Source organism: Streptomyces sp. NPDC025651, from assembly GCF_055558735.1.
The window spans coordinates 173,166-195,085 of record NZ_JBVHLZ010000007.1 but is presented as its reverse complement, the minus strand read 5'-3'; the positions used below and the strand labels follow the sequence as shown (position 1 = coordinate 195,085).

21 protein-coding genes are annotated in these 21,920 nt (G+C 73.0%); 10 read left to right on the top strand and 11 right to left on the bottom strand.

Going from position 1 to position 21,920, the window contains the following annotated elements; translation table 11 throughout:
- The first annotated feature begins 4 nt into the window (after positions 1–4).
- From ACZ4D5_RS24990 to ACZ4D5_RS24980, 3 genes are all read left to right on the top strand, one after another.
- Positions 5–994, top strand: coding sequence for a PP2C family protein-serine/threonine phosphatase (locus tag ACZ4D5_RS24990; protein WP_467774887.1), 990 nt, complete (start codon positions 5–7; stop codon positions 992–994).
- Positions 995–1,284: 290 nt separating this feature from the next.
- Positions 1,285–2,634, top strand: coding sequence for a tetratricopeptide repeat protein (locus ACZ4D5_RS24985; protein ID WP_467774620.1), 1,350 nt, complete (start codon positions 1,285–1,287; stop codon positions 2,632–2,634).
- A 121-nt stretch (positions 2,635–2,755) separates the two neighbouring features.
- Complete coding sequence (locus ACZ4D5_RS24980) at positions 2,756–3,298, top strand: NUDIX hydrolase (RefSeq protein ID WP_055699051.1); 543 nt, start codon at positions 2,756–2,758, stop codon at positions 3,296–3,298.
- On the opposite strand, the gene ACZ4D5_RS24975 is transcribed toward ACZ4D5_RS24980, so the two are convergent.
- Entirely contained in the window at positions 3,299–3,556 is a 258-nt protein-coding gene (locus ACZ4D5_RS24975) for a hypothetical protein (RefSeq protein ID WP_467774619.1), read from the bottom strand.
- Between the two features lie 211 nt (positions 3,557–3,767).
- The gene (locus ACZ4D5_RS24970) at positions 3,768–4,628 is read right to left on the bottom strand and encodes a 3-hydroxybutyryl-CoA dehydrogenase (RefSeq protein WP_467774618.1); all 861 of its coding nucleotides are present in this window, start codon (positions 4,626–4,628) and stop codon (positions 3,768–3,770) included.
- 182 nt (positions 4,629–4,810) lie between these two features.
- On the opposite strand from ACZ4D5_RS24970, the gene ACZ4D5_RS24965 reads away from it, so the two are divergent.
- Positions 4,811–6,046: a glycoside hydrolase family 10-like protein gene (locus ACZ4D5_RS24965; protein WP_467774617.1), complete on the top strand. Its 1,236-nt coding sequence runs from the start codon at positions 4,811–4,813 to the stop codon at positions 6,044–6,046.
- Between the two features lie 11 nt (positions 6,047–6,057).
- On the opposite strand, the gene ACZ4D5_RS24960 is transcribed toward ACZ4D5_RS24965, so the two are convergent.
- Positions 6,058–6,258, bottom strand: coding sequence for a DUF1918 domain-containing protein (locus tag ACZ4D5_RS24960; protein ID WP_467774616.1), 201 nt, complete (start codon positions 6,256–6,258; stop codon positions 6,058–6,060).
- Positions 6,259–6,366: 108 nt separating this feature from the next.
- Positions 6,367–7,326 (bottom strand): DMT family transporter, encoded by a 960-nt coding sequence (locus ACZ4D5_RS24955; protein WP_467774615.1) that lies wholly within the window; start codon positions 7,324–7,326, stop codon positions 6,367–6,369.
- Here ACZ4D5_RS24955 and ACZ4D5_RS24950 point away from each other — a divergent pair.
- The 3 genes from ACZ4D5_RS24950 to ACZ4D5_RS24940 all read left to right on the top strand — a co-directional run bounded on the left by ACZ4D5_RS24950 (position 7,325) and on the right by ACZ4D5_RS24940 (position 9,939).
- Complete coding sequence (locus tag ACZ4D5_RS24950; RefSeq protein WP_467774614.1) at positions 7,325–8,761, top strand: aminotransferase-like domain-containing protein; 1,437 nt, start codon at positions 7,325–7,327, stop codon at positions 8,759–8,761. The genes ACZ4D5_RS24955 and ACZ4D5_RS24950 overlap by 2 nt on opposite strands.
- Before the next feature lie 70 nt (positions 8,762–8,831).
- Positions 8,832–9,272 (top strand): GNAT family N-acetyltransferase, encoded by a 441-nt coding sequence (locus tag ACZ4D5_RS24945; protein WP_467774613.1) that lies wholly within the window; start codon positions 8,832–8,834, stop codon positions 9,270–9,272.
- An 82-nt stretch (positions 9,273–9,354) separates the two neighbouring features.
- On the top strand, positions 9,355–9,939 hold the full coding sequence (locus tag ACZ4D5_RS24940) for a histidine phosphatase family protein (protein ID WP_467774612.1): 585 nt from the start codon (positions 9,355–9,357) through the stop codon (positions 9,937–9,939).
- Here the strand turns inward: ACZ4D5_RS24940 and ACZ4D5_RS24935 are convergent.
- The 3 genes from ACZ4D5_RS24935 to ACZ4D5_RS24925 form a co-directional block, all read right to left on the bottom strand.
- Positions 9,908–10,393: a DUF6314 family protein gene (locus ACZ4D5_RS24935; RefSeq protein ID WP_467774611.1), complete on the bottom strand. Its 486-nt coding sequence runs from the start codon at positions 10,391–10,393 to the stop codon at positions 9,908–9,910. The genes ACZ4D5_RS24940 and ACZ4D5_RS24935 overlap by 32 nt on opposite strands.
- The gene (locus tag ACZ4D5_RS24930; protein ID WP_467774610.1) at positions 10,390–10,959 is read right to left on the bottom strand and encodes a GrpB family protein; all 570 of its coding nucleotides are present in this window, start codon (positions 10,957–10,959) and stop codon (positions 10,390–10,392) included. Before ACZ4D5_RS24930 ends, ACZ4D5_RS24935 begins: the two co-directional genes overlap by 4 nt.
- Positions 10,960–11,095: 136 nt before the next feature.
- Entirely contained in the window at positions 11,096–12,085 is a 990-nt protein-coding gene (locus tag ACZ4D5_RS24925; protein WP_467774609.1) for an aldo/keto reductase, read from the bottom strand.
- Between the two features lie 272 nt (positions 12,086–12,357).
- Between ACZ4D5_RS24925 and ACZ4D5_RS24920 the strand changes: the two genes are divergently transcribed.
- Both ACZ4D5_RS24920 and ACZ4D5_RS24915 read left to right on the top strand, forming a co-directional pair.
- Complete coding sequence (locus ACZ4D5_RS24920; RefSeq protein WP_467774608.1) at positions 12,358–13,845, top strand: alpha/beta hydrolase; 1,488 nt, start codon at positions 12,358–12,360, stop codon at positions 13,843–13,845.
- Positions 13,842–15,044 (top strand): serine hydrolase domain-containing protein, encoded by a 1,203-nt coding sequence (locus ACZ4D5_RS24915; RefSeq protein ID WP_467774607.1) that lies wholly within the window; start codon positions 13,842–13,844, stop codon positions 15,042–15,044. The genes ACZ4D5_RS24920 and ACZ4D5_RS24915 overlap by 4 nt, the downstream gene beginning before the upstream one ends.
- Positions 15,045–15,076: 32 nt before the next feature.
- Here the strand turns inward: ACZ4D5_RS24915 and ACZ4D5_RS24910 are convergent, their stop codons facing one another.
- Both ACZ4D5_RS24910 and ACZ4D5_RS24905 read right to left on the bottom strand, forming a co-directional pair.
- Positions 15,077–16,405 (bottom strand): MFS transporter, encoded by a 1,329-nt coding sequence (locus ACZ4D5_RS24910; RefSeq protein ID WP_467774886.1) that lies wholly within the window; start codon positions 16,403–16,405, stop codon positions 15,077–15,079.
- A gap of 65 nt (positions 16,406–16,470) precedes the next feature.
- On the bottom strand, positions 16,471–17,049 hold the full coding sequence (locus ACZ4D5_RS24905; RefSeq protein ID WP_467774606.1) for a TetR/AcrR family transcriptional regulator: 579 nt from the start codon (positions 17,047–17,049) through the stop codon (positions 16,471–16,473).
- Positions 17,050–17,214: 165 nt separating this feature from the next.
- Here ACZ4D5_RS24905 and ACZ4D5_RS24900 point away from each other — a divergent pair, with 165 nt between their 5' ends.
- Positions 17,215–19,434, top strand: a complete 2,220-nt coding sequence (locus ACZ4D5_RS24900) for an NADP-dependent isocitrate dehydrogenase (protein ID WP_467774605.1) — start codon at positions 17,215–17,217, stop codon at positions 19,432–19,434.
- Between the two features lie 71 nt (positions 19,435–19,505).
- Here ACZ4D5_RS24900 and ACZ4D5_RS24895 read toward each other — a convergent pair whose 3' ends face one another.
- Together ACZ4D5_RS24895 and ACZ4D5_RS24890 are read right to left on the bottom strand one after the other, a co-directional pair.
- Positions 19,506–20,291 carry an ABC transporter permease gene (locus ACZ4D5_RS24895; protein ID WP_467774604.1) on the bottom strand — a complete coding sequence of 262 codons (786 nt, stop codon included), beginning with the start codon at positions 20,289–20,291 and terminating at the stop codon, positions 19,506–19,508.
- Complete coding sequence (locus tag ACZ4D5_RS24890) at positions 20,288–21,832, bottom strand: ABC transporter permease subunit (RefSeq protein WP_467774603.1); 1,545 nt, start codon at positions 21,830–21,832, stop codon at positions 20,288–20,290. The genes ACZ4D5_RS24895 and ACZ4D5_RS24890 overlap by 4 nt, the downstream gene beginning before the upstream one ends.
- Positions 21,833–21,920: the final 88 nt, after the last annotated feature.

Genomic DNA, 21,920 nt, shown 5'->3' with positions numbered 1-21,920 from the left:
GACCGTGTGGGGCGCCTTCGCCATCACGTACAAACTGGCCTGTCCGCTCGCGCAGCAGGACGGCATGGGGGCGCGGATCGTCAGCAGCGCCGTCTTCTTCGCCGTGGGGACCGGCCTCATATTGCATGTACGCCGGGCGCTGCTGCGGGAGTTGCGGCAGATCCGCGAGGTCGCGGGCGCCGCACAGAACGTGCTGCTGCGGCCGCTGCCGCCCCGCATCGAAGGGCTCGCGCTCGCCGCGGGCCGGCTCTCCGCCTCGCGTGGCGCCTCCGTCGGCGGCGACCTGTACGAGGTGGCGGCCACCGACCACGGCGTCCGCGTCGTCATGGGAGACGTCCGGGGGCACGGCCTGGCCGCCATCGCGACCGTCGCCGCCGTCCTCGGCAGCTTCCGCGAGGCCGCGCACGACGAGCCCGAACTGCCGCATGTGCTGCGCCGGTTGGAGCGGGCCCTCGGACGGCATCTGCGGGAGCGCTCCCGCGCCGAGCACCCCGCGGGCGGCGGCACGGTGCCGGACTGCCCGCTCGCCGAGGAGTTCGTCACCGTCCTGCTCCTGGAGATCAGCAAGGAGGGCGAGATCTCCGCGCTCAACTGCGGGCACCCCTGGCCCCATCTGCTGAGCGGCCACGCCCGGCCCCTGACCGACGTGGAGCCGCTGCCCCCGCTCGGCGCCTTCCCGCTCCCCGCCGACCTGTCCGTGCTGCGCTGCGGGCTGCTGCTGCCCGGCCAGGCGCTGGTCCTGCACACGGACGGTGTGGAGGACGCGCGGAACGCCGCGGGGACGTTCTTCCCGCTGCAGGCGGCGCTCACCGAGGCGGCGCACGCGCAGCCGATCTCGCCGCAGAACCTCATCCGCGCGGTCTACGCCCAACTCCTGCGCCACACGGGCCGGTTGCCGTCGGACGACGCGGCGCTCCTTGCGCTGCGCAACGACCGTACGAGGGTTCCGGTCCAGCAGTCGGAGCCCGGGCGGCACGCCCGCACCATGAGCTGAGCTCCCTCGAAGGGTCCGGTCGAAGGCCTGGCGGACGGCACGCGCCATCCGCCCCGCCATGGAGTTGTCGGGCAGACGGCGGGACGGACGGCGCCAGAGAGGGCCGCCGCACTGTTCGAGGGGGGAGCCGGCGGCCCGGCCGGCCTCCTTAACTGATGAGGCATCTCAGTCAAGCGATCCCACACGGTGCGCGGCAGAGCGCACACCCCCCGGATCCGGGCACTCCGTTCACACCCCGTGTGAAGTGCCCTCCACTAGTCTGAGCAGCACCGAGCCACCGGAGGGCATCCATGCAGCCCAACACCCTGCTCGACGCGATCCTCGACGAAGCGGGCATCTCCCACGCGGGACTCGCCGCACATGTGAACCAGGCGGGAAGGTCCAGAGGGCTCGCGCTGCGCTACGAACACACCGCCGTGTCCCGCTGGTTGAAGGGTCAGCGTCCGCGCGGGCAGGTCCCCGACCTGATCTGTGAGGTGCTCGCGGCCCGGCTGCAGCGGCCCGTCACCCTCGACGACATCGGCCTCGGGCTGCCCGGTGTCCCCGCGGCCCGGGCCGGCTCGGCGGCCTCCACGCTCTCCGGCTTCGTGGAGCGGGCCACCGCCCTGTGGCGCTCGGACGAACAGCAGCGCCCGCACCTCCTCGGCGCGCCCGCGGTCACCGGCACGCCCGCGGTGATGCCCGTCTGGGAGTGGGAGAACCCGCCCGAGGACGTCGACGTGTCCCGCGGCGGACGCCACCCGGTGAGCACCGCCGACATCGAGATGATGCGCGCCGCCCGCGCGCACTACGAGCAGATGTACCGCAAGACCGGCGGCGTGGCGACCCGCACCCGCATCGTCGGTTTCCTCAACGCCGAGGCCGCGCCCCTGCTGCGCGGCAGCTACACCGACGAGATGGGCCGTCAACTGCACCGCTCCACGGGCGGGTTGGTGGCGATAGCCGGGATCTGCGCCTACGACTCCGACGCGCACGGCCTCGCCCAGCGCTACTTCCACCAGGCGCTGCGGCTGGCAAAGGCCAGCGGTGACAGAGGGCTTGGCGCCTATGTGATCGCGCTGCTGGTCAACCAGTCGCTGTTCATGCGCGAGTACCGCCAGGCCGTGGCGTTCGCCGAGGCGGCGCTGCGGGCCGCGGGCCGTGATCTCACCCCCGCGCTCGCATCCGATCTGTACGCGATGCAGGCCAAGGCGTACGCGCACCTGGGCGACGGCAGGAGCGCGCTGTCCTGCATCCGGCGTGCGGAGGACGCGGCCGACCGGATCCTGCGCGGCCGCGAGCCGGACGAGACGGGCTATGTCCAGCCGGGTCTGGTCAACGTACAAGTGGCTGAGGCGCTGTTGAGCCTCGGCGATCTCACCAGCGCCCGTGAGCACGCCGCGGCGGCCGTGGACACTCCGGCGCACGACCGGGGCCGGGTGCACCGGCTCGCCATGCTCAGTCAGATCGAACTGCGTCAGGGCAACACCGACGAAGCGGTGGCCACGGCCGTCGAAATGGCAGAACAGGCACGGGGGATGGAGTCCCAGCGGCTGCGCGACCGGCTGCGCGCGGTGCGCGAGCACCTGGTCCGCAGCGACTGCGCGGGCACGGCCGAGGCGGCCGAACTCATCGACGGGGCCCTGCGCGTTCCGCTGTGACGCGCTTCCGGCTCCGCTGGTGCGGGGCCCCGTGCACGCACAGTCCCGAGCCGCACACACGCTGCTGCGAAGTTTCCCCTGCTGCGATATTGCCATCTACTCGTCGGAAGGTGGCAGAACCGTGCAGTGGACGAAACAGAGCGAACAAACTGTATATGGAAACCGGTGGTTCACGGTCAATCTCGCCGATGTCGAACTACCCGACGGCCGGCATCTCGACCACTTCCTCATACGGCTGCGGCCCGTCGCCGTGGCCACCGTCGTCAACGACGCCAACGAAGTGCTGCTGCTGTGGCGGCACCGCTTCATCACCGACAGCTGGGGCTGGGAACTCGCGGCAGGCGTCGTCGAGGACGGCGAGGACATCGCGTACGCGGCGGCACGCGAGATGGAGGAGGAGACCGGCTGGCGGCCGGGCCCGCTGCGACACCTCATGAGCGTCGAGCCGTCCAACGGTCTCACCGACGCCCGGCACCACATCTACTGGTCCGACGAAGGGACGTACATCGGGCACCCCGAGGACGACTTCGAGTCGGACCGCCGCGAGTGGGTCCCGCTCAAACTGGTCCCCGACATGGTGGCCCGCGGGGAGGTGCCGGCCGCCAACATGGCCGCGGCGCTGCTCCTCCTCCACCATCTGCGTCTCGGCCAGGACGCGCGCTAGCTAACGGCCGAGGGCCTGCCAGACCGCCACGGCGAGCGCCGCGACCGCCGCGAGGGCGACGATCGTGGGCAACGGCCAGCGCGTGTTCTCCAGGGCGGTGACCCGAGCCTCCAGGGCCTCCACGTTCTTGGCGGTCTGTTCGTCGTGCTGAGTGAGCAACGCCAGCCGTCCGTCGACACGGGCCAAGCCCACGTCCTGGCTACGGCGTAACTCGGCGACTTCTTCCGGGACCACGGCCATTTCGCCGTCGGTGGTCACGAGTCCACTCCTCTCTGTAGTGGCGCGTCCCCCCTTCATCCGCACGGAAAGTCAACTCGCCTGGTGGGCAAGGCGGGAGAGTGTGCGAAGGGCATATGCGAGCCCCCTGCGCACACGGTGTGTGAACGAGGCGGGCCCGGCACTCGAACGAGCGCCGGGCCCGCCTCCCGTACGGAGCGTGAGCGCCGTGCGAAGAGGTACGTGCGGAGTGTCAGGCGTAGGTGTAGAAGCCCGAGCCGGCCTTGCGGCCGAGGCGGCCCGCGTCGACCATGCGCTGCAGCAGCGGGGGAGCGGCGTACAGCGGCTCCTTGTACTCGGCGTACATGGAGTCGGCGACCGAGGCGACCGTGTCCAGGCCGATCAGGTCGGCGAGCTTGAGCGGGCCCATCGGGTGGGCGCAGCCCATCTCCATGCCGTTGTCGATGTCCTCGCGGGACGCGATGCCCGACTCGAACATCCGGATCGCCGAGAGCAGGTACGGGATGAGCAGCGCGTTCACCACGAAGCCCGAGCGGTCCTGGGCGCGGATCGCGTGCTTGCCGAGGATCTTCTCGACCATGGCCTGGGCCCGGCTGATGGTGCCCTCGGACGTGGTCAGCGCGGGGATCAGCTCGACGAGCTGCTGCACCGGCGCCGGGTTGAAGAAGTGGATGCCGATGACCTGGTCGGGACGCGAGGTCGCGACGGCCAGCTTCACCAGCGGGATGGAGGAGGTGTTGGAGGCGAGGATCGCGTCCTGCCGGGTCACCACCTGGTCGAGGACCTGGAAGATCTCCGTCTTGACCTGCTCGTTCTCCACCACGGCCTCGATGACCAGGTCACGGTCGGCGAACTCGCCGAGGTCGGTGGTGAAGCTGAGGCGGGCCAGCGTCTCGTCGCGCTCCTCCTCGGTGATCTTGCCGCGCTCGGCGGCCTTGGAGAGGGAGTTGTACAGCCGGGTCCGGCCGATCTCCAGGGCCTCACCGGTGGTCTCCGCGACCTTCACGTCCAGTCCGGAGCGGGCGCAGACCTCTGCGATTCCGGCGCCCATCTGGCCACAGCCCACCACTCCGACGCGTGCGATATCGGTCATGGAGTCGGTCACCTCGTGCCTTTCGCTGATCAACGGGGCCGGCAGGACCCCCGTACGGATGCGGTGCCTGCCTCGGCCGTGAACGTTACTCCGCAACGTGGGGTCCATGACCGGCCGGGTCGGGCATGCTGTCGGCAACCGGCAAGGGGTGCCGGTGCACAGCGAGCTCAGGGGGCATGCAGATGAGGCGTATGTCACGTCGAGGTTTCTCGGTGGTGGCCGCGGCGGCGATCGCGGGCCTGGCGACGGCGGGGGACGCGGCCGCCGCTCCCGACGGGCGTCGCAAGAAGGGCCGGGAGCTGCGGGGCATGTGGCTGGCGAGCGTCGTCAACCGCGACTGGCCGTCCAGGCCGGGGCTCCCGGCGGAGCAGCAGCGGAGCGAGTTGCTCGCCTACCTGGACTCGGCCGTGAACCGCAGACTCAACACGGTGATCTTCCAGGTGCGGCCCACCGCGGACGCGCTGTGGCCCTCGCCGTACGAGCCGTGGTCGGAGTACCTCACCGGAGTGCAGGGCAAGGACCCGGGCTGGGACCCGCTGGGCACCGCCGTGCACGAGGCGCACCGCAGGGGACTGGAGCTGCACGCGTGGTTCAACCCGTTCCGGATCGCCAACCACACCGACCCCTCGCGCCTGGTGGCCACGCACCCCGCGCGCGTGCACCCCGACTGGGTCGTGCCGTACGGCGGGAAGCTCTACTACAACCCGGGCCTGCCCGAGGTGCGGCGCTTCGTGCAGGACGCGATGCTCGACGCCGTGCGCCGCTATCCGCTCGACGCGGTCCACTGGGACGACTACTTCTACCCGTACCCCGTGGCGGGGCAGGTCTTCGACGACGACGACGCCTTCGAGCGCTACGGCGGCGGCTTCCCCGACCGGGCCTCATGGCGTCGCGACAACATCGACCGCCTGGTGCGCGAGATGGCCCGCCGCGTGAAGAAGGCCCGCCCGCGCACGCAGTTCGGGATCAGTCCCTTCGCGGTGTGGCGCAACATCGCGACCGACCCGACCGGTTCGGACACCCGGGCCGGCGTGCAGACCTACGACGACCTGTACGCGGACACGCGCGGCTGGGTGCGGAAGGGCTGGCTCGACTACATCGTCCCGCAGGTGTACTGGAACATCGGCTTCCCCGCCGCGGACTACGCCAAGCTGATCCCGTGGTGGAACGAGGTCGCGCGCGGCACGGGCGTGCGCCTCTACATCGGCGAGGCCCTCTACAAGGCGGGCGATCCCGCGCAGCCCGCGGCCTGGCAGGACCCGGCGGAGCTGTCCCGCCACCTCACGTACGCCGAGGACTTCCGCGAGGTGCGCGGGCACGTCTTCTTCTCGGCGAAGGAGGTCGGGGTCGACAAGATCGGCGCGATGGCGCGGGTGGTCGCCGACCACTACCAGCGGCCGGCGAAGCCGCCGCGCTGATCCTCCCGCCCCTACGACTGCTTGGCCGGGCCCTGGCGCCGCACGACGGTGTCGGGGCCCGGTGACATCAGTGTCTCGTGGCCGTCCTCGAAGCGGACGCGGTACGGCGGTCCGCCGTCCGCGCCGAGCACCTCGACGATCTCCGCGATCCGGTCGTGCTGCCCGACGATCCTGCCGTGCACCACCAGCTCGTCGCCTACGGTTGCACGCATCTGGAGTGCCCCCTCGTCCCGCTCTGCGGTCCCGATTCGTGGGCGCAAGTGTACGACGGGTGGCGGGAGTTGGATCCCTGTCGGGTGCGCGACGTCGTGCCGGACGGGTCAGTCGCGGGCCCGTTGGGTGACCGCGATGCAGACGAGGACGGCGGCCGCGGTGAGCGGCGCGGCGACGGTGAGGTGCTCGCCGAGCAGGAGCACCGACCAGACCAGGGTGAGGAGCGGCTGGGCGAGCTGGAGCTGGCTGGCCTTGGGGACGCCGATGGCCGCCATGCCCCGGTACCAGACGACCAGACCGAGGAACTGCGAGCCGATCGCGGAGTAGAGCAGGCCCGCGGCGCTGTGCCCGGTGAGCGCGAAGGACTCGTGCGGCAGCGCCACGAGCGCGGCCACGGCGTTGAACGGCAGGCACAGGAGCAGGGCCCAGCCGATGACCTGCCAGCCGGGCATCTCGCGGGCGAGGCGGCCGCCCTCGGTGTAGCCGGCCGCGCAGATCAGGAGCGCGCCGAAGAGGTAGAGGTCGGCGGTGGTCAGGGCGCCGCCGCTCTGCTGCACGGTGAAGGCGATGACCGCGGCGGCCCCGGCGAGCGCCGCCGCCCAGAACGTGCGCGAGGGGCGTGCTCCGGTGCGCACCGCGGAGAGGACGGCGGTCGTCAGCGGCAGCAGACCGACGACCACGGCGGCGTGCGCGGTGGTGGAGGTCTGCAGGGCGAGCGTGGTGAGCAGCGGGAAGCCGATGACCACGCCGGCGCCGACCACCGCGAGCCCCGCCCAGTGGCGGCGGTGCGGGAGCGCGACGCGCAGGGCGAGCAGACAGCCGCCCGCCACGAGCGCGGCGAGCACGCCGCGCAGGGTCACGAAGCTCCAGGGGCCGATGCCTTCGAGGCCCCAGGCGGTGGAGGGGAAGGTGAGCGAGAAGGCGGTGACGCCGAGGGCGGCCATGAGGGTGCCGGTGCGGCGCGCGCCGGATGGGGCGGGGGCGCCGGACGGTGCGGGGCGCGGCGTCTCTTCGAGATCCGGGACCGCTATCCGGGTCGTACGAGTAGCGCTATCCTGTGCTGTCATGCATGACAGTAGCAGTGTGGCCGAATTGGCGATAAAGCTGAGAAGTGAGCTGGACCGCTACTCTCCAGGGGGAAAGCTGCCGTCGAGCCGGGCGCTCGTCGAGCGGTTCAGGGTGAGCCCGGTGACCGTGTCGCGGGCCCTGGCGCAGCTCGCCGCCGAGGGACTCGTCGTCACCCGCCCCGGCGCGGGCGTCTTCCGCGCCGAACCGGCGGCGCCCGCCGTGCCCGCGGGAGACACCTCGTGGCAGGAGGTGTCGCTGAGCGCCGACGCCGCGACGGAGCCGGTGCCGCGCGCCGTCGACGCGTCCGGGGTCCTCGCCACGCTGGCCGCGCCGCCGCCGGGCGTCATCGAGTTCAACGGCGGCTACCTCGACCCCGCGCTGCAGCCCGAGCGCGCCATGGCCGCCGCCCTCGCGCGGGCGGGGCGGCGGCCCGGGGCGTGGGGGAGGCCGCCGATCGACGGGCTTCCCGAGCTGCGCGAGTGGTTCGCGCGGGGCATCGGCGGGGCGATCACCGCCGCCGAGGTGCTGATCACCGCGGGCGGCCAGAGCGCGCTGACGACGGCGCTGCGGGCGCTCGCGCCGCCGGGGTCGCCGGTCCTCGTGGAGTCCCCGACGTACCCGGGCATGCTGGCCATCGCGCGGGCCGCCGGGCTGCGGCCCGTGCCCGTCCCGGTCGACACCGACGGGGTGCGTCCGCAGCTTCTGGAAGCCGCCTTCCGCGCGACGGGCGCCCGGGTCTTCGTCTGCCAGCCGCTGTTCCAGAATCCGACCGGCGCCGTGCTCTGCGCCGAGCGCCGCCCCGAGATCCTGCGCATCGCCCGCGAGGCCGGGGCGTTCGTGATCGAGGACGACTTCGTGCGCCGCCTCGTCCACGAGGACGCGGGGCCGCTGCCGCGCCCGCTCGCCTCCGACGACCACGACGGCGTCGTCGTGCACGTCTGCTCGCTCACCAAGGCCACCTCGCCGAGCTTCCGCGTGAGCGCGCTCGCGGCGCGCGGCCCGGTCCTCGAACGCCTGCGGGCCATCCAGGTCGTCGACCACTTCTTCGTGCCGAGGCCGCTCCAGGAGGCGGCCCTCGAACTGGTGGGCTCTCCCGCCTGGCCGCGCCATCTGCGGGCCGTCGCGAGCGAGTTGAAGGGCCGCAGGGACGCGATGGCGGCGGCGCTGCGGCTGAGCCTGCCCGAGCTGGCCGTGCCGCACATCCCGGCGGGCGGCTACCACCTGTGGCTGCGGCTGCCCGACGGAGCGGACGAGCCGGCGCTCGCCGCCGCGGCCCTGCGGGCGGGCGTCGCGGTGGCCCCCGGCAGGCCCTACTTCGCGGCCGAACCCCCGGCGGGGCACATCCGGTTGAGCTTCGCCGCGGTCGCCGGTGCGGGGGAGATCACGGAGGGTGTACGCAGGCTGCGCCAGGCGTGCGACGAGGTCCTGGACTAGCCGGGCCCGGCCTGTCCCAGCAGGCGAAACACGGTCGACGGCGCGCCGGTGACGCTGCGAGGGTCGGGGGATGAACGACGACACTGTCACGCTCCACGGCGCGTACGAGATATCCGCCGACCCCTCCCGGATCGACGCCGCCCGCGTCCACCACTGGCTCTCCACGGACGCGTACTGGGCCCTCGGGCGCACCCGGGAGAAGCAGGACGCGGCCATCGCGGGATCGCTCAACTTCGGTGCGTACGAAGTGAGTTCAGGCGCACAGGTCGCCTACGCGCGCGTGGTGACCGACCGCGCCACCTTCGCCTGGCTCTGCGACGTGTACGTCTCTCCGGCCGCGCGCGGCACGGGCCTTGGCACCGCGCTCGTGGCGGCGGTCCGCGACCACCTGGAGCCGCTGGGCGTACGCCGCACACTGCTGGCCACGGCCGACGCGCACGGGGTCTACGAGAAGGTGGGATTCGAGCCCCTGCGGACGCCGGAGAAGTGGATGGCGCTCGGCAGCCAGTGAGCCGACGGCACCCGGAGGCAGGGCCGTCGCGCACGCACGGTGAGGCCTTGACCTGTGACGTTGCGGGCCGCACGATCTCCGGATGCACGCCAGCGTCACACTCATCGCCGCCGCACGCAGCGCCTCGCTGCTCGCCGAGCGCTTCGACGACGACCGGCCGCTCGACCGGGCGGGCTGGGACGACGTCCAGCGCGCCGCGCCCGCGCTCCTGGAACTCGGTGTGGCCGAACTGCGCTACTGCTCGCCCGCCCCGCGCAGCCGCGCCACCGGCGACGCGCTCGGCTTCGCCCCGCTCGCCCAACCCGCCCTGAGGGACTGCGACATGGGGCGCTGGCGCGGTCTGACGCTCGCCGAGGTCACGGCGCGCGAGCCGGCCGCGGTCGACGCCTGGCTGAGCGATCCGCGCTCGGCGCCGCACGGCGGCGAGTCGCTGCACGGGTTCATCTCGCGCGTCGGCGGCTGGCTCGACACCCGGCCGGTCGCCGACGGTGCCCGCGTCCTCGCGGTGGCCGAGCCCGCCGTGGTACGCGCCGCGCTCACCTACGCCCTGAAGGCGCCCCCGTCGACGTACTGGAACATCGACGTACGCCCGCTCTCGACCGTCACCCTCACCGGCCACGGCGGCCGCTGGAACCTCAGGCTGGACGCGCGCGGCGGTACTCCGTGACGAGGAGGAGGTCCTTGGCGGGGCCGCGCACCCGCCACCGGCTGCTCCAGCGGTCCGCGTCCCTCACCTCGAACGTGCCGCGGTAGAGGTCGGCCGCGCAGGGGTGGTCCGCCGTCCAGCGGCCCGTGCGCAGGTCGAGGCCGTGGAAGAAGCGGCCGTCGGCGAACTCCACGCGGACGGTGCCCGGTTCGGCGCCCGGCAGGAAGCGCAGGGTGCGCTCGGCGGGCCGCGCGGTGCCGCGCCAGGTGAAGGTGCCCGACTCGTGGTGGAGGAGGCCTCCGGCATCGGGCGCGGGCAGCGGCGAGAAGAGCGTCGTACCGGTGAAGTGGCCCGCTGAGCCGTCCGCGAGGTCGTGGACGGTGCGCTCCACGTGCCAGGCGCCCGCGAGGTGGGCCAGGGCGTCCGCCACGGGACGGGCGCCGGGCCCGGCGGGGGACGCGGGGGAGTCGCTCATCGCGGGGACCAGTCCGTCTGGATCGCCCACAGCTGCGCCCCGGCCATCAGGGCGTCGGTCGCCGGGGCCTTGATCTGTCCGTAGTCCTTTGGGGTGGGCGCGCTCTGGGCGAGCCGCCGTTTGAAGGCGCCCCACGCGTCGCGGGCCACGCGGTCGGCGCGCAGGTAGTCCCGGAAGAGCAGCGCGTAGGCGGCGTTCGCGCGTCCGTGCTCGCGCAGGTGGACGTTGCAGCGGCGGGCGCCGACCGGCGGTGCGAAGACCAGCTTGGGCGCGGGGTGGCCGAACGAGATCTCGGAGCGGTTCCACGGCTCGGGGCGGCAGCGGAAGCCGAGCGCGGCGAGCGGCGGGACGGCCCTGGCCTCGTCGAGCGAGCCCATCCGTACCTGCACGTCGACGCAGTCCTTGGCGGCGAGCCCCGGCACCGACGTCGAGCCGACGTGGTCGACGGCGACGGCGAGGCCGCCGAGCGCGGACCGCAGCCGCTCGGCGATCCGCTCGAAGTCCCGCGGCCATGTGTCCTGGTAGTCGACCACCGTCACGTCGGAGATCTCATCGGGAAAGGGCATGCCAGCAGGCTACGTCGGCCGGTGCCCGGCCCCGGGGGCGGCCACCGGACCGGGGCTCCTCGGCCGGCGGTCGGCTGCCGGCGGCCGACCGCCGGCGTGAGGCCGGGCCGGGCCGCCGGGCGAGGCGCCGGATCCGCTACCCGTTCACGACCGACAGGCTGCGCTCGTCGTACCGCGTGCCCGCGACCAGGCCCGCGGGCGCCGCCGCGTCGATCGCGGCGAGATCCTCGGCCGACAGCTCGATCGCGACGGCCCCGAGGTTCTCCTCCAGGTACTTCTCGCGGCGCGTGCCCGGGATCGGCACGACGTCCGTGCCGCGGTGCTGCACCCAGGCGAGCGCGAGCTGCCCCGCGGTCACGCCCTTCTCGGCGGCGAGCGCGTCCAGGGCCTCGACGATGGACAGGTTCCGCTCCAGGTTGCCGTCGGTGAAGCGGGGCTGGGTGCGGCGCAGATCGTCCTTCGGGAGCCCGTCGAGCGTGGTGTAGCGGCCGGTGAGGAAGCCGCGCCCGAGGGGCGAGAACGGCACGAGGCCGATGCCGAGCTCGCGGCAGACCGGCGCGATCTCCGTCTCCAGGTCCCTGGTCCACAGCGACCACTCGCTCTGCAGCGCGGCGATGGGGTGCACGGCGTGCGCCCGGCGGATCGTGGGCGCGCCGGCCTCGGAGAGCCCCAGGTGGCGCACCTTGCCCGCGTCGACCAGCCCGGCCATCGCGCCGACGGTCTCCTCGATCGGCACGGTCCTGTCCACGCGGTGCAGGTAGTACAGGTCGATGTGGTCGACGCCGAGGCGGCGCAGCGAGGCGTCACAGGCCTCGCGTACGTAGGCCGCGTCGCCCCGGATCAGTGTGGGCTCGCCGAGGCGGTTGGCGAAGCCGAACTTCGTCGCGAGGACGGCCTGTTCGCGGCGCGGGCCCGCGAGGGCGCGGCCGATGAGCTCTTCGTTGTGGCCGCCGCCGTAGAAGTCGGAGGTGTCGAGCAGGGTGACGCCGAGGTCCAGGGCGCGGTGGATCGTCGCGATGGACCGGGTGTCGTCCGACGTGCCGTAGCCGTGGCTCATCCCCATGCATCCGAGGCCCTGCGCCGAGACGGTCAGCGCGCCGAGTCGGCGCGTGGGAAGGGTGGTCATGGTGGTACCTCCTGGGGTGTGCGCTGTGATCGTCGACGACCCTAGGAGTTGGAGCGGACTCCAGGTCAACCCCAGGTCGGGGCGCGGATGTCCGGCCAGCCGGAGGGGGCGTACGGGGGTTGTCCCCAGGGGAGTCGGGCCCGGTGGCCGGATGGTTCGCGGGCTCGTGTGTTTCTAGCGTGGTGATCGACTTCCTGGGCCGGACGGCAGACGGCCGGGCCGGGCACTCGAACCACGTGAACCACTCGAACCACGCCGATCCAAGGAGCACGATGCGCGTCGTCACAGCAGTCACCGCGGGCCTGGGCCTCGTCGGGCTGCTCGCGGGCACAGTGGCCGCCGCGGGGCTGCCCGGCACTCCCACGAGCCAAGGGCAGAAAGTGAGTTGGGGGCGCTGCTCCGCCGACCAGAAGGAGCTGAACGAGGCGGGCGCGCAGTGCGCGAAGGTGACCGTGCCGCTCGACTACGCCGACCCCGGCGGCCGCACGATCCAGATCGCCGTCTCCCGCATCAAGGCGAAGTCGCCGGGCGAGCGGCGCGGCATCCTGCTCTCCAACCCGGGCGGCCCCGGCGGCACCGGACTGGCCAACACCCTTGCCCTGAGGCCCGCGTTGAAGGACGTGGCGGACCGCTACGACCTGATCGGCTTCGACCCCCGCTTCCTCGGCGAGAGCACCCCCGTCACCTGCGGCAAGGCCCCGCGCCCCGTCCCGCCCGCCGAGACGACCACGCCGCGCGCGGACTTCGAGCACCAGGTGCGTGCCGCACGCGAGACCGCCCGCCGGTGCCAGGAGCACGGCGACAACGCCGCGTTGCTCCCGCACGCCTCGACCCGCAACGTCGCCCGCGACATGGACGCCATCCGCGCCGCGCTCGGCGAACGCAAGCTCTCCTACTACGGCATCTCGTACGGAGCCGACCTGGGCGCCGTCTACACCCAGCTGTTCCCGCGCCGCGCCGACCGCGTCGTCCTGGACTCCTCGACCGATCCCGCCGCCACCCAGTACGAGCTGTTCCAGCGCTCCGGCGAGCCGGCGGAGGGTGCGCTCGTCGGTCAAGTGCGGTCGGACGTCCTGGCGTTGCTCGAAAGGGCCGAGCGGCATCCGATCCCGGTGAAGGGGCAGCGGCTCAACGCCCCGCTCCTGCGGCTGATCTTCAAGCAGCTCGTCCAGCACGAGGAGAACGACCCGCAACTGGCCTCTGTCGTGGCCGACTTGAAGAAGGCGGCGGCGGGCGAGGCGTTCGAGCCGGGGCCCGCGCTCGCCGGTCTCCTCGAACTCCTCTCCTCGCCCGAGCTGGAGAGCAGCATGGTGGGCGGCGCGATCTTCATGTGCGGGGACGGGGGATGGCCCGCCGGCGGCTGGCCCGAGAACCCGGCGACGTACTGGAAGAACATGCGGAGCAGCCGCGCCACGCAGCCGGTCTTCGGGCCGTACGTCAACGGCATGATCGCCCCGTGCGCGTTCTGGGGGAGCGAGCCCCGCGAGCCCGGCACGAGGATCGGCAACGACGTGCCCGTCCTGATGCTCCAGGCCCGCCACGACAACAACGTCCCCTACGAAGGCGCCCTCGCCCTGCACCGCAGGCTCACCGGATCGCGCCTGCTGACGGCGGACATCCGCTCGCACGGCGTGTACGGGCGCGGCAACGACGGCCTCACGCCCGTGCCCTGCGCCGACCGTGCCGTCAACTCCTATCTGCGCGACGGGAAGCTGCCCGCCGCCGACCTCACCTGCGCGAAGCCGGAGGGCGACCGATGACCTCGATCAGCAGGCGGGCGGGGCTCGCCGCCACCGTGGCGGCGGCCCTGGCGGGAGCCACGTCCGCCGCGACCCCCGCATCGGCCACGACCCGCGCCCTCGCCGCGGCCCGTGCTCCTTCCCGGCGGCTCCAGAGCGACGTCGACGCGGTCCTCGCCACCGGCGTGAGCGGTGTCGTCGCCGAGGTGGGCGGTGCGGGCGGCCGCCTGCGGGCCCGCGCGGGCGTCGCCGACCTCGCGGGGAAGGACCCCGTCCCCTGGGACGCGTACTACCGCATCGGCAGCGACACCAAGACGTTCACCGCCACCGTCGTCCTCCAACTCGTGGGCGAGGGACGGCTGAAGCTCACCGACAGGGTCGAGCGGTGGCTGCCCGGCGCGATCCGCGGCCACGGCAACGACGGCCGCCGGATCACCGTCACCAACCTGCTGCGGCAGACCAGCGGCCTGGCCGACTACCTCACCGCGGACAGCGGCGACTTCACCCCCGAGGCCTACCGCCGCAACCGCTTCCGCTCGCAGACGCCGCGGGAACAGCTGGCGGCGGCGCTGGGCAGGGCGCCACAGTGGCTGCCCGACGCCGACGATCCGGCGGGGGAGCGGCGCTGGGGATACTCCAACACCAACTACGTCGTCGCCGGGATGATCGTCGAGGCGGTCACCGGGCGGCCCTGGGCCCAGGAGGTCCACGAGCGGATCATCGAGCCGCTCGGGCTGCGGGGCACGTTCACGCCGGGGACCTCGCCCTACGTACCGCAGCCGACGGCCCTCGGTTACACGTACTTCCCGAAGTCGACCGGGCCCACGGAGACCACCCTCGGCTTCGGCGGAGGCGCGGACGGGTGTCTCGTCTCGACGGCGCGTGACCACGGGGTCTTCCTGCGCGCCCTGTTCTCGGGGCGTCTGCTGCGGCCCGCCGAGCTGGCGGCGATGAAGACGACCGTGCCGGTACGGGACTGGGTCCCTGCCGAGGGAGTCCGCTATGGAATGGGCATCGCCTGGCGCCCCGTCGCGGGTCGTGAGGACGGTGTCTGGTTCCACGGGGGCACGAGCCTCGGGTGCGTCTGCGAGTCGGGGGTGACCGCGGACGGCGCCACGTCGGTGTCGAGCGCGGCGTTCACCCTGCGGCTCGACGACGCGGGGGCGAACGAGGCGCAGGGGCGGGCCATGATGCGGGTCGTGGACCGGGCGTTGGGCTGACGGCCGGGGCGTGCCCTCACGCGCGTACGCGGCTACGGGCGCGTGAGCGTCCGGGCGGGGAGGCGTGCTGCCGTCAGTGTGCCCAGCGCCGCCAACGCCGCGAGCGCTGTCAGGGCCGGGGGCACTGCCGTGACGAACGCGGTGGTCGTCCCGCGGGGCTCGGGTGTGGTCAGCATCGTCGTCATGGTGGTGGCCGCGGCTGTGCCCAGGGCCGGGCCCACGTTCAGGGCCGTCTGCTGGAGGCCGCCCGCCACTCCCGCGTCCGTCACCGGGGCGTGCCGTACGACGACCGTCGTCGCCGCCACCATCACCGTGCCGAACCCCGCGCCCAGGAGAAGGAATCCGGTGGCGGCCGTGAGGGAGGACGCGTTCGGGTCGAGGCGGGAGAGGAGCAGTATGCCCAGGGTGAGCGACGTCATCGCCGCCGTGATCGTCCTGCGCGGGCCCTGCCTGCGCAGCACGACCGCCGACAACGGCGCCGCCACCACCATCGCCACGGCGAGCGGCAGTGCCCTCAGCGCGCACTGGAGGGGGTCGAGAGCCAGGACGTCCTGGAGGAAGTACGTCGCGATGAACAGTGCCCCGAACATCGCCGCGGACGCCGTTGTCAGGATCAGGAGGGCGGGCGCGACCGCCGCCGAGGCAACCAGCCGGGGCGGTATGAGCGGGCTCGTCGCACGTCTCTCGTGTGCGAGGAACGCGGCGCAGGCGACCGCGGCCGTGAGGAATCCCGGGACGGCCGCAGGCAGGGATTCGGGCATGGTGACCAGGGCGTGGACCAGGCAGGCGAGGGTCACCGCCAGCAGGCCCGCGCCCGGCAGGTCGAGGCCGGGCGCGGGCGCCTCGCGCGGTGGCGTCGGCAGGCGGACCGCCAGCGCCACCAGTCCTGTCGCGAGCGACGGCAGCACGCTCAGGAAGAAGACGGAACGCCAGCCCAGATGCGTGGCGAGCGCCCCGCCGAGCACGGGTCCTGCCGCCGCCGCGAGCCCGATCGCGCTCGTCCGCAGCGCGATCGGCATGCCGAGCCGGTCCGGCGGGAACGCCGCCCGCAGCATCCCCAGCGTCGCGGGCTGCAGCAGCGCCCCGAAGATCCCCTGGGCCACGCGCAGCGCGATCACCCAGCCGACCCCGGACGCGCAGCCCACCCCCGCGGACGCCGCCGCGAAGCCGAGCGTCCCGATGGCGAAAAGCCGCCGGTGGCCGTACCGGTCGCCGAGCCGCCCCGCGAAGACCAGCAGGCTCGCCACGGCGATCAGATAGCCGGTGCTGGTCCACTGCACCTGCGCGAACGAGGCCTCCAGGTCGCGCCGCAGGGACGGCTGGGCGACGGTCAGCACCGTGCCGTCCAGGGCGACGGTCATGGCCCCGACCACGCTGCAGGCGAGGGTGAGTCCCTGGTGCCGGGTCCGGGGGGCGGCCTTCGTCCTCACGAACCCTCCGGCCCGAGGTGCGCCTCAAGGGCCGCGTCCAGCAGCGCCTCCACGTCGTCCGCCCCCGAGGCGAGCCGCAGACTGCCCCAGCCCCACAGCTGCGCGATGCCGTGCAGGTTCGCCCAGAGCGCGCCCGCGACGACCCGTGCCCCCGCCCCGGAGGACGGCCGCGCCTCGGCGACCAGGCCGACCAGCACGTCGAACAGCGGCAGGCTGGTCTCCCGCAGGCCGAGTTCGTTGCTCTCCAGCAGGTCGTGGCGGAACATCAGCTCGAACATGCCGCGGTGGGCCGCCGCGAAGGCGAGGTACGCGCGGCTCAGCGCCTTCAGCTGCGTACGCGGGCTTCCCTCGCCCACGACCTTCCGCGTCTGGGCGCCCAGGTCGTCGAAGCCCCGTCGCGCGATGGCGGACAGCAGCGCCACATGCGTGGGGAAGTGCCTGCGGGGCGCCCCGTGCGAGACCCCCGCCCTGCGGGCGATCTCCCGGAGTGTCAGCGCCTGCACCCCGTGCGTGGCCACCAGCTCCACGCCGACGTCCACCAGCCGGGCCCGCAGCCCGGCGTCCTGTTCCGTCATGTCCTGTCCCCGTCGTGTGTGGCTCGTATGTGCCGTAGACACTGTCTACTACATCGCGTAGACAGTGTCTATGCGGATCGGGACCCCGAGGGCCCTGTCCGGACGGGGGGAGGTAGGAGATATCTTGATGTCGAGCAATGTTGCAGACGCGGAGCGGAGCACCCGGTGACTGACTCGACCATCATCTACACCCACACTGACGAGGCCCCGGCCCTGGCGACCCATTCGTTCTTGCCGGTGGTCCAGGCCTACGCCTCGACGGCCGGGGTCAGCGTGGAGACCCGTGACATCTCGCTCGCGGGCCGGATCATCGCGAGCTTCCCGGAGCGTCTCGAGGAGGGCCAGCGGATCAACGACGCCCTCGCCGAGCTCGGCGAGCTGGCCAAGACGCCCGAAGCGAACATCATCAAGCTGCCGAACATCTCGGCCTCGATCCCGCAGCTCAAGGCCGCCGTCGCCGAGCTGCAGGCGCAGGGCTACGCGCTCCCCGACTACCCGGACGACCCGAAGACCGACGAGGAGCGCGACATCCGCGCCCGCTACGACAAGGTCAAGGGCAGCGCCGTCAACCCGGTCCTGCGCGAGGGCAACTCCGACCGCCGCGCCCCCGCGTCGGTCAAGAACTACGCCAAGGCCCACCCGCACCGCATGGGTGCCTGGACGGCCGACTCCAAGACCAACGTCGCCACCATGGGCGAGAACGACTTCCGCTCGACGGAGAAGTCCGTCGTGATCGAGAAGGCCGGCGCCCTCAAGATCGAGCTGTTCGGCGACGACGGCTCCGCCACCGTCCTGCGCGAGTCCGTACCGGTCATCGCGGGCGAGGTCGTGGACGCCTCCGTCATGCGCGTCGCCGCTCTGCGCGAGTTCCTCAAGGAGCAGGTCGCCCGCGCCAAGGCCGAGGGTGTCCTCTACTCCGTGCACCTCAAGGCCACGATGATGAAGGTCTCCGACCCGATCATCTTCGGCCACGTCGTGCGCGCCTTCTTCCCGAAGACCTTCGCGGCCTTCGGCGCCGACCTCGCGGCCGCGGGCCTGACCCCGAACGACGGCCTCGGCGGCATCTACAAGGGCCTGGAGGCCCTGGCGAACGGCGCCGAGATCAAGGCGTCCTTCGAGTCCGAGCTGGCCGAGGGCCCCGAGCTCGCCATGGTCGACTCCGACAAGGGCATCACCAACCTGCACGTGCCGTCCGACGTCATCGTCGACGCCTCGATGCCGGCCATGATCCGCACCTCGGGTCACATGTGGAACAAGGAGGGCGCCGAGGCCGACACCCTCGCCGTCATCCCCGACTCCTCCTACGCGGGCGTCTACCAGGTCGTCATCGACGACTGCCGTGCCAACGGCGCCTACGACCCGGCCACCATGGGCTCCGTCCCGAACGTCGGCCTGATGGCGCAGAAGGCCGAGGAGTACGGCTCCCACGACAAGACCTTCGAGATCCCCGCCACCGGTACGGTCCGCGTGACCGACGCCGAGGGCAACGTCCTCATCGAGCAGACGGTCTCCGAGGGCGACATCTTCCGCGCCTGCCAGACCAAGGACGCCCCGATCAAGGACTGGGTGAAGCTGGCCGTCTCGCGCGCCCGCGCCACCGGCGACCCGGCCGTGTTCTGGCTGGACGAGACCCGCGCGCACGACGCCAACCTGATCGCCAAGGTCAAGGCGTACCTGCCGGAGTTCGACACCGACGGCCTGGACATCAAGATCCTCGCCCCGGTCGACGCCACCAAGCTGTCGGTGGAGCGCATCCGCGAGGGCCTCAACACCATCTCCGTCACGGGCAACGTCCTGCGTGACTACCTCACCGACCTGTTCCCGATCCTGGAGCTGGGCACCAGCGCCAAGATGCTGTCGGTCGTCCCGCTGATGAACGGCGGCGGCCTCTTCGAGACGGGCGCCGGCGGCTCCGCCCCGAAGCACGTCCAGCAGCTGGTCAAGGAGAACTACCTGCGCTGGGACAGCCTGGGTGAGTTCCTCGCCCTCGCGGTCAGCTTCGAGCACCTCGCCACGAAGACGGGCAACGCGCGCGCCCAGGTGCTCGCCGACACCCTGGACCGCGCCACCGGCACGTTCCTGAACGAGAACAAGTCGCCGTCGCGTCGCCTCGGCGGCATCGACAACCGCGGCAGCCACTTCTACCTCGCCCTGTACTGGGCGCAGGAGCTGGCCAAGCAGACCGACGACGCGCAGCTCGCCGAGGCCTTCACGGCCCTGGCCAAGACGCTGGGCGAGCAGGAGCAGACCATCGTCGACGAGCTGATCGCGGTGCAGGGCTCCCCGGCCGACATCGGCGGCTACTACCAGCCCGACGTGGCCAAGGCCTCCGCGGTCATGCGCCCGTCGGCGACGCTCAACCAGGCGCTGTCGATCCTGGGCTGACGTCACGGACCCATGGGTGAAGGGGGCCTCCCGCCGGTGCGGCGGGAGGCCCCCTCCCGTCTGTCGGGACGTCAGGCGTCCCGTGACCTCAGCACCAGCGCGCCCACGAGGAGTGCCCCCGCCGCATACCCGCCGAGCACCCCGATCCCCGCCCACGGTCCGATCGGCAGCCGGTCCAGACCCGTCGTCGCCTGGATCGCGAGGCCGGCCGTCGACGGGGTCAACTCCTCGGCCCGCTCCCGCCAGTCGGGGTCCGCGAGGAGCCCCGAGAGCACCGGCAGACCGTAGAAGAGGGCCAGGGCCGAGGTCGTCGCGGCCGCAGTGTCGCGCAGGGCGGTCGCCGTGCCGAGCCCGACCAGGGCGGCCAGGGCCAGATAGAGGACCGAGCCCAGGGCGGCGCGCAGCGTCGGTTCTGCCAGCAGGCGCGGTAACGGGAACCCGTCGGCCGCCAGCAGCTCCCGCCCCACGAGCAGCGATCCGAACACCCCCACGGCGCCCGCGGCCACCGTCAGCGCGCCCACCACCGCGGCCTTGGCGGCGAGCACCCGCAGTCGCCCCGGCTGCGCCGTCAGCGTCGTACGGATGGTGCCCGTGCCGTACTCGCCGCTCATCGCGAGGACCGCGAGGACGACGACGGCGCCCTGCCCGACCCAGACGCCCGTGAGGCTCAGCTCGACGGTGTCCTCGTGGCACTCGGCGGGCACCGGGCAGTCCCCGGCGGACAGCGCCGCCGTGGTGATCGCGCCCGCCGCGACGGTCAGCGCCGCCACGGCGAGCAGCAGCCACCAAGTGCTGGTCAGCGTACGGAGCTTGGTCCACTCGGCGTGCAGGGTGGCGAGCCACCGGCTGCCGGTCACACGTCCCTCCCGCGCAGCCGCCACACCGCGGCGCCGAGCACCACGACGGCGTACGCGGCGAGGGTCGCGAGGCCGGTCCAGGGGGCCTGCGGATAGCAGCCCTCCTCGGGCAGGCAGACGGTCGCCACCTGGTCGTAGCGCGGCAGGGTGCCCTGGATCGCGAACCCGGCCACGGGCGTGAGGCGTTGGACCGCGTGGGCGAGGTCCAGCGGCAGTGTGCTGAGCAGGATCAGCGGCAGTACGAAGATGACGACGACCAGGGTGATCGCGGCGGCCGTGCTGCGCAGCAGCGCCCCGAGCCCCAGGGCGAGCACGGCGATCAAAGCGAGCACGGCGGCGGTACCGATCACGGCGCGCAGCATCGGCCCGTCGGCGAGGGAGATGTCCCCGAACAGCGGCGGCTTGCCGTCGCCCCGCAGCTCGGGCGCGCTGAGCAGGTACGAGCCGAACGTCGCGACAAGACCCGCGGCGAACGCGACCGCGCCGATCACCACGGCCTTGGCGACGAGGACCCGGCCGCGCCGCGGGCTGAGGGCGAAGGTGGTGCGGATCATGCCCCGCCGGTACTCGGCGGTGACGAAGAGCACGCCCAGCGCGGCGATCAGGACCAGGCCCAGCTGGGCGCCGTCCAGGGCCATCACGGCGAGGTCGTTGGGCGGCGGCGCGGGGCCGATGTCGCCGGAGCCGCTGAGGGTGTAGCCGTCCCCGGCCCGTCGCAGCGCGCCCGCCTCACGCCGGGGGTCGCCGCCGATGTCCGTGTGCCGCCAGGCGGCCGGTGCCGCACGGCCGTCGAGTCGTACGTGGTCGAAGCGGGCGCTGGAGGCCGAGGGGCGCTGGTCGATGGACGCGTTGCCGAACTCCCGCTCACGGGACTGGATGTCGGGGGAGGTCACGAAGAACCCGGCCGCCACCGCGTGCGGCGAGCCGCCGGAGTCACCGGCCTCGTCCGTGCCGTCCAGGTCGACCGTGCCGACCTTCGTCCAGTCCCGCCCGTCGGTGGACTCGTACCCGGTGACGAGCGGGCCCTCGCGGGTCAGCCGCAGCCAGCGGGTGTCGCCGGGGGAGGCCTCGGAGCCCGCCACGTCGCGGGTGAACTCGCTCTGCAGACGCACACCGTGGCGCGCGGTGAGCATCAGCGCGGCGTAGTCCGCCCCCGGCCGGGTGCTCTCCTTGACCATGACGCCCGCCTTGGCCCACTCGGGCGTCCCGCCGGAACCCTCGGCCGCGGGCACGCTCACGCGGGCCGTGACGCTGCCGTCGCCGGTGAGCGTGCGGTGCGCGAAGGAGAAGCCGTCCCGCACGGGCTGCCCGTCGGCCCCGGTGGGTCCGGTCGGGCCGCTGCCCCTCGTGGTCTCCGCCGTCGAACTGACCGCGGAGAAAAGGGAGATGAGCACGGTCACCAGGACCGCGCCGAGCAGCGTGAACCACCAGCGGCGCACCGTACGCAGCTTGGTCCACTCGGCGTGCAGGAGCTGCGGGAAGCCGTCACGCCCGACCGGCACGGCGCAGGTACGGCGGGGCGTGGGCGTGAGGGTACTCATCGGGCACCGCCCTCGGCGGGTCGGGAGACGCCTTCGGCAGGCTTGCCGACCACAGCGTCACCGACGCAGCCTCCGGCCCTGGCGTCGA

Coding starts and splice junctions, on each gene's coding strand:
- ACZ4D5_RS24985 (WP_467774620.1), top strand. CDS start 1,285: ATGCAGCCCAACACCCTGCTCGACGCGATCCTCGACGAAGCGGGCATC.
- ACZ4D5_RS24970 (WP_467774618.1), bottom strand. CDS start 4,628: ATGACCGATATCGCACGCGTCGGAGTGGTGGGCTGTGGCCAGATGGGC.
- ACZ4D5_RS24965 (WP_467774617.1), top strand. CDS start 4,811: ATGAGGCGTATGTCACGTCGAGGTTTCTCGGTGGTGGCCGCGGCGGCG.
- ACZ4D5_RS24960 (WP_467774616.1), bottom strand. CDS start 6,258: ATGCGTGCAACCGTAGGCGACGAGCTGGTGGTGCACGGCAGGATCGTC.
- ACZ4D5_RS24950 (WP_467774614.1), top strand. CDS start 7,325: ATGCATGACAGTAGCAGTGTGGCCGAATTGGCGATAAAGCTGAGAAGT.
- ACZ4D5_RS24955 (WP_467774615.1), bottom strand. CDS start 7,326: ATGACAGCACAGGATAGCGCTACTCGTACGACCCGGATAGCGGTCCCG.
- ACZ4D5_RS24945 (WP_467774613.1), top strand. CDS start 8,832: ATGAACGACGACACTGTCACGCTCCACGGCGCGTACGAGATATCCGCC.
- ACZ4D5_RS24940 (WP_467774612.1), top strand. CDS start 9,355: ATGCACGCCAGCGTCACACTCATCGCCGCCGCACGCAGCGCCTCGCTG.
- ACZ4D5_RS24935 (WP_467774611.1), bottom strand. CDS start 10,393: ATGAGCGACTCCCCCGCGTCCCCCGCCGGGCCCGGCGCCCGTCCCGTG.
- ACZ4D5_RS24930 (WP_467774610.1), bottom strand. CDS start 10,959: ATGCCCTTTCCCGATGAGATCTCCGACGTGACGGTGGTCGACTACCAG.
- ACZ4D5_RS24925 (WP_467774609.1), bottom strand. CDS start 12,085: ATGACCACCCTTCCCACGCGCCGACTCGGCGCGCTGACCGTCTCGGCG.
- ACZ4D5_RS24920 (WP_467774608.1), top strand. CDS start 12,358: ATGCGCGTCGTCACAGCAGTCACCGCGGGCCTGGGCCTCGTCGGGCTG.
- ACZ4D5_RS24915 (WP_467774607.1), top strand. CDS start 13,842: ATGACCTCGATCAGCAGGCGGGCGGGGCTCGCCGCCACCGTGGCGGCG.
- ACZ4D5_RS24910 (WP_467774886.1), bottom strand. CDS start 16,405: ATGACCGTCGCCCTGGACGGCACGGTGCTGACCGTCGCCCAGCCGTCC.
- ACZ4D5_RS24905 (WP_467774606.1), bottom strand. CDS start 17,049: ATGACGGAACAGGACGCCGGGCTGCGGGCCCGGCTGGTGGACGTCGGC.
- ACZ4D5_RS24890 (WP_467774603.1), bottom strand. CDS start 21,832: ATGAGTACCCTCACGCCCACGCCCCGCCGTACCTGCGCCGTGCCGGTC.